The sequence below is a fragment of the Acidobacterium sp. S8 genome (genome assembly GCF_009765985.1).
In the GTDB taxonomy this organism is placed as follows: Bacteria; Acidobacteriota; Terriglobia; order Terriglobales; family Acidobacteriaceae; genus Alloacidobacterium.
Genome location: NZ_LMUM01000002.1, coordinates 78,053 through 90,584 on the forward strand (window position 1 = coordinate 78,053; position 12,532 = coordinate 90,584).

Annotated in this window: 7 protein-coding genes; 3 read left to right on the forward strand and 4 right to left on the reverse strand. The window is 57.5% G+C overall.

Going from position 1 to position 12,532, the window contains the following annotated elements:
- Positions 1 to 70: 70 nt before the first annotated feature.
- The 3 genes from fusA to rpsL all read right to left on the reverse strand — a co-directional run bounded on the left by fusA (position 71) and on the right by rpsL (position 3,229).
- Complete coding sequence (gene fusA / locus GSQ86_RS00450) at positions 71 to 2,152, reverse strand: elongation factor G (protein WP_158747989.1); 2,082 nt, start codon at positions 2,150 to 2,152, stop codon at positions 71 to 73.
- A 118-nt stretch (positions 2,153 to 2,270) separates the two neighbouring features.
- A complete protein-coding gene (rpsG, locus tag GSQ86_RS00455; protein ID WP_158747990.1) occupies positions 2,271 to 2,741 on the reverse strand; it encodes a 30S ribosomal protein S7 in 471 nt (156 codons plus the stop codon).
- Between the two features lie 83 nt (positions 2,742 to 2,824).
- The gene (rpsL, locus tag GSQ86_RS00460) at positions 2,825 to 3,229 is read right to left on the reverse strand and encodes a 30S ribosomal protein S12 (protein ID WP_158747991.1); all 405 of its coding nucleotides are present in this window, start codon (positions 3,227 to 3,229) and stop codon (positions 2,825 to 2,827) included.
- A 619-nt stretch (positions 3,230 to 3,848) separates the two neighbouring features.
- Between rpsL and GSQ86_RS00465 the strand changes: the two genes are divergently transcribed.
- On the forward strand, positions 3,849 to 5,918 hold the full coding sequence (locus GSQ86_RS00465) for a S9 family peptidase (RefSeq protein ID WP_158747992.1): 2,070 nt from the start codon (positions 3,849 to 3,851) through the stop codon (positions 5,916 to 5,918).
- Positions 5,919 to 6,192: 274 nt separating this feature from the next.
- Here the strand turns inward: GSQ86_RS00465 and serB are convergent, their stop codons facing one another.
- Positions 6,193 to 7,422, reverse strand: a complete 1,230-nt coding sequence (gene serB, locus GSQ86_RS00470) for a phosphoserine phosphatase SerB (protein WP_158747993.1) — start codon at positions 7,420 to 7,422, stop codon at positions 6,193 to 6,195.
- A gap of 314 nt (positions 7,423 to 7,736) precedes the next feature.
- On the opposite strand from serB, the gene GSQ86_RS00475 reads away from it, so the two are divergent.
- Both GSQ86_RS00475 and GSQ86_RS00480 read left to right on the forward strand, forming a co-directional pair.
- Positions 7,737 to 9,764, forward strand: coding sequence for a protease pro-enzyme activation domain-containing protein (locus tag GSQ86_RS00475; RefSeq protein ID WP_158747994.1), 2,028 nt, complete (start codon positions 7,737 to 7,739; stop codon positions 9,762 to 9,764).
- A 254-nt stretch (positions 9,765 to 10,018) separates the two neighbouring features.
- Complete coding sequence (locus GSQ86_RS00480) at positions 10,019 to 12,400, forward strand: hypothetical protein (protein ID WP_158747995.1); 2,382 nt, start codon at positions 10,019 to 10,021, stop codon at positions 12,398 to 12,400.
- The last annotated feature ends 132 nt before the right edge of the window (positions 12,401 to 12,532 follow it).

Consider the following 12,532-nt stretch of genomic DNA (forward strand, 5'->3'; position numbering starts at 1 on the left):
TCCCTTGTTCCTCTCTCGTTGTGCTGCTAACTCTTTCCGGGCCCAACAAGGTCCGGCAATTTCTAAACTTTTACTTGCCCTGATTCCGACCGATGATCTCTTCCGAAATCATGCGCGGCGCTTCTTCATAGCGGGCAAACTGCATCGAGTACGAAGCGCGTCCCTGTGTCGATGAGCGGATATCGTTCACGTATCCGAACATCTCCTTCAGCGGAACCATCGCCTTGATCACCTGCGAACCACCCGAGTGCTCCATGCCCTCAATGCGGCCGCGGCGCGAGTTGATGTCGCCGATGATCGTGCCCATGTGCTCTTCCGGAACCGTGACTTCGACCGCCATCACCGGCTCAAGCAGTACCGGGCTTGCTTTCTTTGCGGCTTCCTTGAAGGCCATCGAACCGGCGATCTTAAACGCCATTTCGTTCGAGTCAACGTCGTGGTAGCTGCCGTCATAAAGCGTCGCCTTAACGTCAACCATCTCGTACCCGGCCAGCACGCCATTGTGCAAAGCCTCGCGGATACCCTGTTCCGTCGGCTTGATGTATTCCTTGGGAACCACGCCGCCGCGAATCGCGTCGACAAACAGGAAACCGGCACCTGGCTCGTTCGGCTCAAGGCGAATCTTGACATGCCCGTAGTTACCCGAACCACCCGTCTGGCGAATGTACTTGCCTTCTGCCTCAGCGAGCTTGCGGATCGTTTCACGGAAGGCCACTTTCGGCTCACCCACATTCGCTTCGACCTTGTGCTCACGCTTCATGCGATCGACAAGGATTTCGAGGTGCAACTCGCCCATGCCGCTGATGATCGTCTGACCTGAATCTTCGTCAGTGTGGACCTTGAACGTTGGGTCCTCGTCTGCCAGCCGCGCCAGCGCCAGGCCCATCTTCTCCTGGTCAGCCTTGGTCTTCGGCTCTACTGCAACGTGGATAACCGGTGCGGGAAAAGTGATCGCGCTGAGCGCAATCGGGTGCAGCGGGGTGCACAGCGTGTCGCCCGTCTTGAGTTCTTTCAGGCCAACGCAGGCGCAGATGTCACCGGCATAAATCTCAGTGATATCTTCACGCTTGTTGGCGTGCATCTTTACCAGACGGCCTACGCGCTCCGTCTTGCCGGTACGCGGATTCACGACGGTGTCACCCGTCTTGAGGACGCCCGAGTAGATACGGATAAAGCTCAGCTTGCCGAAGGGGTCGTTGATCAGCTTGAATGCCAGCGCTGAAAACGGCTCGTCATCTTTCGCTTCACGCTTCAGAATCACCGAAGGATCCGCAGGGTCGATACCTTCAACCGCAGGCACGTCAAGCGGGCTCGGCAGATAATCAACCACCGCATCGAGCAGCGTCTGCACACCCTTGTTCTTGAAAGCCGTTCCGCACATCACCGGGAAAACCTTCATGCCGATGGTCGCGTTACGTAGCGCCTTCTTCAACTCTTCCGGAGTCGGGGTTTCGCCTTCGAGGAACTTGTGCAGCATGTCGTCGTCATTCTCGGCGACCGTTTCGATCAGCTGCATACGGAAGGCTTCTGCCTTCTTCACGAGATCAGCCGGAATCTCTTCGATCGAGTACTTCGCACCCATCGTCTCGTCGTGCCAGACAATCGCGCGCATCTCGATGAGATCGACCACGCCCTTGAAATTTGCTTCAGCGCCAATCGGAATCTGGATCGCTACCGGACGCGCGCCGAGGCGCTTGCGGATCGTCTCGATCACATGCTCGAAATCGGCACCAGCCTTGTCCATCTTGTTGACGAAGCAAATGCGCGGAACCTTGTACTTGTCACCCTGCCGCCAGACGGTTTCGGTCTGCGGCTGCACACCCGACACGGAGTCAAACAACGCCACCGCGCTGTCAAGCACGCGCAGGGAACGCTCGACCTCAGCGGTGAAGTCGACGTGACCCGGCGTATCAATAATGTTGATACGGATGTTGTTCCAGGTGCAGGTCGTCGCAGCCGACGTGATGGTGATACCACGCTCCTGCTCCTGCTCCATGTAATCCATCGTCGCCGTGCCTTCATGCACTTCGCCGATGCGGTGCGTGATGCCCGTATAAAACAGGATGCGCTCGGTCGTCGTCGTCTTACCGGCGTCGATATGCGCCATGATTCCGATGTTCCGGCAACGATTTAGAGGTACTTGGCGAGCCACTGTATTTCTCTCTAGTTCTCTCAGGCTTAAGCAGCCCAAGGTTCAAAATTCCCAGGAACAATCTTTCGTTCCCGATACTTTTCATGCGCCGAAGGCGCGATTGCCCAGACGGCCAGTCCTACCAGCGGTAATGCGCGAAAGCCTTGTTGGCTTCAGCCATACGATGAACGTCTTCCTTCTTCTTCATCGCTGCACCGCGACCGTTGGCCGCATCGAGCAGCTCATTGGTCAGCTTGTCGATCATGCCCTTTTCGCCACGCGCACGGCCGTACGTTACCAGCCAGCGAATCGCCAGCGAGGTGCGACGCTCGGGGTTCACTTCGATCGGCACCTGGTAGTTGGCGCCCCCGACGCGGCGGGTCTTCACTTCGAGCAGCGGCTTGCAGTTTTCGACTGCCTTTTTGAAGAGCTTCAGCGCTTCCTCGCCACCCTTCTGCTCCAGGTTCGTCATGGCGGTGTAGAAGATGCCCTGGGCGGTCGATTTCTTGCCGCCCCACATCATCGAGTTGACAAACTTCGTGACCAGCGTTGAGCTGTAAACCGGATCGGCTGCAACTTCCCGCTTCGCAATGTGACCTTTTCTTGGCATAAACCTTTTAACCTTGCGTTTCTAAACTTTTAAGCAAATCACCTATCCGGAACGCCGCGAGGCGCGATGTCGGACAGCCAGTCTTATTTCTTCTTACCGGTTGCCGCAGCAGCGCCGGCCTTGGCGCGCTTCGCACCATACTTCGAGCGGCTCTGCGTACGCTTCACCACGCCGACCGAATCGAGCGTGCCGCGCACAATGTGATAACGCACACCTGGCAGATCCTTCACGCGGCCACCGCGGATCAGCACAATCGAGTGCTCCTGCAGGTTGTGGCCCTCGCCGGGAATGTACGAGGTGACTTCAATGCCATTGGTCAGACGGACACGGGCAACCTTGCGGAGTGCCGAGTTCGGCTTCTTTGGCGTCTGCGTGTAAACACGGGTGCAGACTCCGCGACGCTGAGGCGAACCCTGCAACGCAGGCGATGCCGTCTTATAGTTCGGCGCCGTGCGCCCTTTTCTCACGAGCTGACTGAATGTAGGCAAACCAAACTCCTTACCAACTCAAAACTCTTATCATTCAAACGCGGCACAACCGGCTCGCCTCAAGACAGAGCGGAATCCCGCAATCTGCCCAGACGAAGTCAACGGCTGCTTCGCGTCTGCACTGCTTCCTTACCAGACGAGAACCAGGACGGTGGCCGCACGTCGCTTCTCCCCGCAAAAATCAAGGGCAGAAGAAAGCCGACTCCGTTTCGCTGATTCCGGCCCACATAGCCTTCCAAGGTGGAAGGTGTCGCAGGCACCGATGCGATTCGCCCATCCCATGAGCCGGATGGGGTTCGCAGATTTTTTCTTCGCCAGCTCTTAGCTTTCCTGCCGGCTCATTCTGCGAAGCTCTTTGTGTCGTAACCACTCTTCAGGCTGTATGCACACGAAGAGCAGTCTCATGGAACCTTTTAAGAGTACCAAGTACGCTTATTTGAGTCAACAAACCACGCGAAAAATTCACATTTTTCGCGCATATTTCGTTGCTTCTGCTTCATTATGACATGGAAATCTGCCTTCTGATGCGCCTTGCATTCGCCAGCACGCATAATTTCAGCGAATTTACCCGCTAAACCCGGTCACAAACGCGGAAGCCCTTCTGCTACCATCCGGCATTATGTCCCTTCGCACCTTGATTGCTTCCCTTTCCTGTCTCTCAGTTGGCGCCCTCGCCCTCGCACAAGCTCCGGCAACGGCCGTGCCGGCCAAAGACCCACGCATCAGCCAGATCATCAGTCAGCTTGAGGCTGTTCGTGCGCCTCACCAGACGGCGCTTTCTCCCGATGGGCAGTGGGTCGCGTGGGTGGTGGGCAACAAGGGGGGCGGCTCGGAGGTCGATGCAGCCCCGCTCAGCAATCCTTCGGCTATCCATCGCGTAACCGCGTGCACGGGAGACGAAAAAGGCAGCGAGAACGAGATTGACTGGTCGCCCGATTCCAAAAAACTGGCCTTTTTCTCGAATTGCAACAGTGAGCACCAGCAGGGACTCTACATCGCCGAACCCGGCTCGAATACGTCAGCCCACAAGCTGACTACTTTCCACGGATACGCCGATGAGCCACAGTGGTCCCCTGACGGCAAGCAAATCGGTCTGCTTTACGTCGAAGGCGCGACGCGGCCCTCGGGAGCGCTGTCGGCGATGAAGCCACCCGCAGGTGTCATCGGCGTAGAAGGACTTGAAATCCAGCGCATCGCCGCTATCGACGCGGCTTCCGGCGAGTTGTCGCAGGTCTCACCCGCGAACCTGCACGTTTATGAGTTCAACTGGTCACCCGATGCAAAGAAACTTGCCTACGTGGCCGCGCCGCCTCCAGGTGAGAATAACTGGTGGGTAGCCAAACTTTACACGCAGCCATTTATGCCGGGTTCCAAAGCCGTTCTGGGTGGCCGCGCCGCCTTCGATCCCAGCGTATTGGTCGATCCAACCAGCGGCCACAGTCCCATCTTCGGCCTGCAACTCGCGGTTCCCCGCTGGTCGCCAGACGGCTCGCAAATCGCCTTTATTTCCGGCCTGATGTCCGATCAGGGCTCGACCGGAGGCGACATCTACCTCGTTCCTGCATCCGGAGGCGAGCCCAAAGACATTACCCCGAACCGCAAGACCAGCCCCGCATGGTTCCTGTGGGTAGATGACCACACCCTTGGCATCACGGAAATCACCGGCGGCTCGTCTCATCTCTTCGCCTATGACCTGAATAATCAGCAGGATATGGAGGACCACAGCCTCACGTTGCCGGAAGGCATCGGCTCCGGCCAGCAGGTGATGAGCCTCTCCGTTTCCGACACTGAGGACCATCAGATTGCCTTCATCAGCAGTTCGTTCGCCAAGCCGCCTGAGGTCTGGGCGGGCCCACTCGAAAATCTCAAACAGATCACCCATTACAACGACAACCTGAAGCCTGCCTGGGGTAAGGCCGAATCCGTCGAATGGCAGAATGACGGCTTCAACGTGCAGGGATGGCTCATCCAGCCCGCAAATTACGATCCGGGCAAGAAATATCCGCTCATTGTCATGGTCCACGGCGGCCCATCGGCGGCGGTCACGCCACGCTGGCCGGGAGCAGGCTTCGGCGGCGCTCCCTTTTCGGCGCTCGGCTACTTTGTTCTGGAACCGAACCCTCGCGGCAGCTATGGACAGGGCGAAAAATTCACCCAGGCCAACCGCAAAGACTTCGGCTATGGAGACTTGCGCGACATTCTTGCCGGCGTTGACTCAGTCACGAAGAAATATTCCATCGACCCGCAGCGCGTAGGCCTCACTGGCTGGAGCTACGGCGGATTCATGACCATGTTTGCTGTCACCCAGAGCAACCGCTTCCACGCGGCGGTTGCGGGAGCAGGCATCTCCAACTGGCAGAGCTATTATGGCGAGAATTCCATCGACCAGTGGATGATCCCGTTCTTCGGTGCGTCGGTCTATGACGACCCGGCAGTTTATTTCAAAAGCTCAGCCATCAACTTCATTCGGCGGGTGAAGACTCCGACGCTGGTTGTTGTGGGTGACCGCGACGGCGAATGTCCCATGCCGCAATCTTTTGAGTTCTGGCATGCGCTGCGTGATCAGCATGTGCCCACGCAGCTGGTTGTCTATCCAGGGGAAGGCCATCACTTTGCCACTCGCGATCACCAGATCGATGTGCTCGAGCGCTCGTTAAGCTGGTTTGAGCAATACATGCCGCCACAGTAGACAGCTTTGGGATTGATCCCATGTCTCAAAATCGAGACATGGGGCACCCGGCGGGGGCAGTGAAATCCGCGCCTATCTAAAGCCCCCGTCACTCTGAGCGCGTCGTCCGCGCGAAGAATCCAGAGAATGCTCGAGCATAAAAGTCACAGGCTTCCCGGTCGGATCTACGTAAAAATCCTGGCGTTCCTGATACCCGAAACGTTCTCTGGATTCTTCGCCTGCGGCTCAGAATGACGGCTATTTTTCAGGCCGGAATTCGCCAGATGGCTGACTATCACGAAGACTGAGCGGCAGTCGCCAGGTCCCGGTCCCGTACACCGATCAAGTAAAGCAGGCTGTCGAGTCCAAGCACCGACACTGCATGATCGGCACTCTGCCTCACCAGCGGCTTTGCCCGGAAGGCGATCCCCATTCCGGCGATTCCCAGCATCGGCAGATCGTTGGCGCCATCGCCGATCGCCACCACCTGCTCAAGCGAGATATTCTCCTGCCGCGCAATCTGGCGCAGCAGTTCGGCCTTGCGCGCGCCATCCACGATCTCGGTCGTGATCTCTCCTGTGACCGCGCCATCGACAATATCCAGCTCATTGGCAAAAACGTAGTCGATACCCAGGCGCTCCTGCAGGTGCCGTGCAAAGAACGTAAAGCCCCCCGAAAGAATCGCCGTTTTATAACCCAGCATCTTCAGTGTTCCGACCAACTGTTCTGCGCCTTCGACCAGCGGAATCGTGCCCAGCAACTCCCGTACTCTTTGCTCTTGAAGTCCACGTAGAAGCCCAACGCGCCGCCGAAAGCTTTCCTTGAAATCAATCTCTCCGCGCATGGCTGATTCGGTAATGTTCGCCACTTCGATGCCGACTCCGGCCATCTTTGCCAGTTCGTCAATCACCTCGCCGCAAATCAGCGTCGAGTCCATATCGAACGCGAAAAGGCGACGGTTACGGCGGAAAATGCTCTCCCGCTGAAAGGCAATATCGATCCGCATCTCGTGCGCCGTAGTCAGAAACTCGGCTCGCATGGCTGCCTCGGATCGCGCGCTCCCGCTCACCCGCAGTTCCACGCAGGCGTTGGCATCCGGAGCATGTGCCGCAAACGACAACCTTCCAGACATACGCTCGATGCGGTCCACATTCAGACCATGCTCATGGATGATTGCGCTCACCCGCGCCAGATGGCGTGCCGAAATAGCCCGCCCTAATACCGTGATAATGAAGCGGTCTTTGCCCTGCGCGGAGATCCAATGTTTGAGATCTTGTTTTGAAATAGCCGTAAACCGGACCTGCAGCTCCAGTTCGCGTGACTTCTCCACCAGCGCATTCTGCAGGCGAAGAAAAGCCTCATCGCGAGGAATCTCGATCAACAACCCGAGGGCAAGCGTTTCATGCACGACTGCCTGACCGATATCCAGCACGCAGGCATCGTAGCCAGCCAGAATCCCAGTCACTTCCGCAGTGAGTCCCGGCTGATCGCGGCCGGAGAAGTGAATCAGAACTATCTCATTCATCGATATAAAGAAACGGTCTTCTGCTAGCGTAACAGGCGCTCCGTGGTGCTTTTGCAGCCCGGGCCTGATCCGTAATACGAATTTTCCTGTTGACGCGATAGTAAGCCTATGCCAAAGTGTTGGGGCTGTCATGACAAGTACACAACAACCCGCAGTACTTTTCTGTCGCTGTTGATCTTTCCCAGGCTTTTCTGCCGACGTTACTAATCCGTTCAGTCCATCAGTATTGCGGTGCTTCAGCTGTCACTGCGTTCGCTGCCCCACGGGCGGGCGTACACACTCACACCTACCCACGAAATCAGGATGGAGTCTTCATGTTGCAGAAAGCAAATCCCTCAGTATGGGCCTGGATCAGTGGCGCATCCTTGGCATGCGCATTGCTCGCGGTTCCCGTTCTCCAAGCGCAATCGCGCATTGAAAGGCCAAAGGTAGCAGAGCTTTCCTCCGACCACGGCCCGATACAACCTTCGCAGCAACTCACCCTAACCGTGCATTTGAATATGCACAACGAAGCGGCCTTCAATCAGGCACTCGATGCTCTTTACACGCCCGGCTCACCTACCTACCATCAGTGGTTCAGCGATGCTGAGCTCGCCAGATATGCTCCGTCCCCGGCCGAGGTGGAAACTGTTAAGAAAGAACTTCAATCACATGGCCTTGCGGTTCTCTCTGTAAGCTCTGACAATCTCTCGATTCGTGCCCGCGGACCAGCTTCCGGAGTGGAAAGCGCCTTCCAGACGCAGATTCATGAATTTGAGCGCCAGGGCAAGGTTTTTCATGCGAACGTCACGCCCGCAGCATTGACTGGCCAGGCTGGAACGCTTGTTCATGGCGTAACCGGCCTCACAAGCTTCAACATGCGTCCCTTTATCAAGTATCAGATTGATCCGCATACAGGTAAGCCCCGCACAGCAGCCCAGCCGCTTGGAGGCAAGGTGAAGAACGCCGCTGGCGGGTTCTCTGCCATTGCTACCAATAAATGCTTCAGCAATCCGTCAACCGTGAATCTCACCACGGATGGCGCGTCTCTCCCCGTTGGCGTGTACTACGGCAACAATTACGACAACAGCCCACTGACCTGCGCCTGGACGCCTTCGCAGATCCAGACTCATTACGGTCTCAACGCGGCCTATAAGAAAGGTCTCGACGGCACCGGCCAGACCGTCGTCATTGTCGATGGTCCCACCGATGGCGCCCAGTTGACGGCCGATCTGGCGCAGTTCTCGACCCTTGCCGGATTGCCTGCAACCAACTCCTCCAACTTCACCGTTCTTTATCCGGACGGAAAACCTACACCCCTGGCGCTCGAAGTCGACAGCTGGCAGGATGAAGCCTCGCTCGATGTCCAATGGGTTCACTCCATCGCTCCCAATGCAAAAATCGTGATCGAGATCATGCCGTCGGAAGATTGGACGGAATTCGAATTCGCCATCGACTATGCCCGGCAGAACAAGCTCGGCAGCATCATCTCCAATAGCTACGGCTACCCGGAAGCCCTTTTCGGTGCCTACACTGTGAGCGGCTTTGAACAAGTGCTGAAGAAAGCCGCAGCGGCTGGCCTCGCTGTAAACTTCTCCAGCGGCGATGGCGGCGACGAAGGCACCGGCTCACCCAGCGGCGGCGGCCAGTCCTATCCGGCGACCTCTGCCTATGTGACCGCCATTGGCGGAACCAGCATCGGCATTCCTAACGGCACTTCGTCCGGAGCAGAAGTCGGCTGGGGAAACAACGGCGCCATCCTCTCCTTTGCAACGAATGACGTGCTCGATCCACCGCTCATGCTCGGCAACCTGGGCGGCTCGGGCGGCGGCGAGAGCACCTTTATTCCCAAGCCATCCTGGCAGAAATCCTTTACCGGCACTGGTCGGCAGGAACCGGATATCTCCGCCCTCGCCGATCCCTATACCGGGGTGGTCTTCGTCGAATATGGCGCGCCATATGCCGGGATCGGAGGCACCAGCCTGGCCTGCCCAATCTTCTCTGCTCTATGGGCGATTTCTGATCAGGCTGCCGGCAAAGCCCTCGGACAGGCTGCTCCGATGCTGCCGAAGCTGCCTGCCAATGCGATTAACGATGTCGTTCCTGTCAGCAGCCCGACGAATGTAGCAGGGATCGTCTTCGATTCAGCCGGCGCCACCTTCTACTCCTCTGACACGCTGCTGGCTCCGCTCTACACCACCACCCAGTACTTCAGCGCATTGTGGAATCTGGAGGGCGAATATGTAGATCTGAGCTTCGGTACCGATACTTCCCTGACCGTGACCAAGGGCTGGGACAACGTTACCGGATGGGGCGTCCCCAATGGGCTCTCCTTCATTAATGCGGTGGCCAAGGGGAAATAAGGCCTGAAACCGGCGTAAACCCCTAATCGCTGTGAGTTGTGGGGCGCCCTAAGGATCGACCAGGGTGCTCCATCTCTCGCAGCGACCGGGTGAAATCTGCCCGGCAATCCTTTGGAACGCCTCCCCGCCGCTTGCTGAAGTCTCTTCCAGCTTTTACACTCAAACTTCGAGACTATATCCTTGGAAAGACTCCCAGAGCACATCTGGCAGTGACAACCGTCTGCGTGGCGAGTCCATACAGACGGGGAGGTTTCATGCAGCGGTTTTTCGCCCTGATTGCTTTATTTGTACTTTCTATTCCGGTCGGCATCTCTATCGCGGGCTGTGGCGGCACCAACCCTAACAATTATTGCCTCAGCAGTGGATACGGCTATGGCGAGAAGGTCACTGACCTTGACCACATTACCCTCGGCCCCGCCTCGACTGGTATTTCGCTTTCATATGGGCAAACCGGACAGGTCAATCAGCCAGCAGGCTTCAATTGCAAGGGAGGCACCGTCAGCGTAGCCCACTGGGTTTACGGAACGACGAACCTCAATCTTGCTGACATCAATCCGTCGACGGGCGCCATCTGCGCCGGTACGTGGAATCGCCATAGCGCTTCCGGTATCCCGGATTTCACTATCTGCTCGCCGCCTGCTCAGGCCGGAGTTGCTCAGGTCACGGCAAGCGCCTCCTCCGTCACAAGCAATCCGGTGAGCATCTATGTGCACCCGCCCGTTACTGCGATCACCATCGGCTCGCAATCAGCCTGCGTTTCGCAAAATCAAACCCTGAATGCACCCGGAACTGATAATCCTCAGCCGCTGACGGCAACCACTCAGGTCTTCGGTCCTGACGGCGTGCTGATTCCGACATCCTATGTGGGCACGGTGACCTACACCCCGGTAGACTCGACGATCGTCACCATCAACAACACCAGCAACGGAACCACGGACACGGGTACCGACACCACCAGCACCGTGAACGGCCTCGCCACTGCACATTTGCCCGGCTCGACGGTCATTAACGCCAGCCTTTCCGGAACCACCTCGGCGGCGGGATACTTCTTCACCTGCCCGCCCACCAGCATCGCTCTCAATCTGAACGGTTCAACCGGCTTCCCGAATCCGGTAACGGTGAACGCCAGCAGCCCGCAAAACCTTACTGTCAACTCGCCCGATAAAAACGGCACCTCGTTGAGCGGCCTCACACTCGACTACACCTCAACTCAGCCTAAGCAGATCAGCGTAAGCAGCGCGGGCACCGTCACTCCGGCGTTCCCGACTACGACTGCCATCTCCGCTATCTGCCAGCCGGGCACCTGCAACCCTGCGCCGGTCAATATCATCGGGCAGCTGGGTACTGGCCTTCCTGTCACCAGCAACATCGTGCGGGTCAATACTCCGGGGCGCAGCAGCAGCAAGCTCTGGCTGTCTTCAACGCAGTCGTCCTATTTCACGCCGGTTGATCTCACCAGCACTGGCGCGCCCGTTCCCGTCAAGCTGCCGTATATTCCGAATTCCATGGTGCTCGACCAAAACGGCATCAACCTCTACTTCGGCAGCTATCACGAGTTGATGATTGTGAGCGCAACCACCAACACCCTGAGCAAGGAAGACATCAACGTGCCGGGTGTAGTGCTCGCCGTCTCGCCCGACAGCAGCACTGTTGTGATCAACGATCAGGTCAACCAGGTCATCTACCTCTACGGCCAGAGCAAAGGCACCTTCACCAGCATTGGCGGAGTTGCCACACACGCGCAGTATTCGCCTGACGGCAAGAACCTCTACATCGTCGGCCCCAATAACTTTTACGTCTACAACACGTCTACCGGCTGGCATAACTATCCGAATACCAATGGCGGATCGAACGTCTGCACCGCAACCCAGCTGAATAACAATGGCGATACTACGAAGTACGATCCCTTCTGCTCGCCTGACATCGCGGTAACGATTCCCAGTGTCAGCCCGTTTATCACCGGCTCAAACACGGCAGCTTACGGATTCTGCCCTAATACCACGTCGACTCCGATCGTCAACTACCCGCAGGCAGCAACCGTGGGCATCGCGGCCGACCACCTGGCTGCCACGAACGATGGCCTTCACATCCTCGGCGCAACCGCCAGCCCGGCGCAGATTGCCGATATATCAGTCAATGTGCCGATCGGGGCCTGCCCGGCGACGAATACCGGCATCAAGTATCAGCAGGGGTCCGGTTCGAATCCCGGCGATTACGCCATCAACACCACAGCTCTCGGCGTTGCACCTTCTGAAATCAATCAGGTTGTCACATCGCCGGACGCAACCATGTCCTTCGTGACCTACAACGCATCGAGCGCGAGCGGCGTGTTGCCGGCCTATAAGCCGTCGACAACCTTCGCCACGCCCGGTACGCTGTCGAACGTGCAGCTCTCCACCGGCGCACAGGCCCCGATCTCAGGAGCCTTCAGCCCCGACGATTCCACCTTCTTCGTGGGGACTTCGGGCGACAATCAGCTGCATCTCATTGATGTTCCTTCACTCACTGACACGCAGACGATCAATCCCAGGCTGCCTGCGTGCACGCAGATACCGGCCGCAGGAACTCCAACCTGCGATCCTACTGCTACAGTTCCGGTGCAATTCATCGCTGTGCAGCCGCGTACCACGACCTAATTCATTCCTTAGCCGCATCACAAAAGCCCGCAGCCATCCGCTGCGGGCTTTTTTTGCATGCCGTTCGCACGGTATTCATACTCCCTTCATCTTGCGTTCATAGTGCTGTCAGAGTTAACCTTTACCTTCTTT

Coding starts and splice junctions, on each gene's coding strand:
- rpsG (WP_158747990.1), bottom strand. CDS start 2,741: ATGCCAAGAAAAGGTCACATTGCGAAGCGGGAAGTTGCAGCCGATCCG.
- serB (WP_158747993.1), bottom strand. CDS start 7,422: ATGAATGAGATAGTTCTGATTCACTTCTCCGGCCGCGATCAGCCGGGA.
- GSQ86_RS00475 (WP_158747994.1), top strand. CDS start 7,737: ATGTTGCAGAAAGCAAATCCCTCAGTATGGGCCTGGATCAGTGGCGCA.
- GSQ86_RS00480 (WP_158747995.1), top strand. CDS start 10,019: ATGCAGCGGTTTTTCGCCCTGATTGCTTTATTTGTACTTTCTATTCCG.
- GSQ86_RS00465 (WP_158747992.1), top strand. CDS start 3,849: ATGTCCCTTCGCACCTTGATTGCTTCCCTTTCCTGTCTCTCAGTTGGC.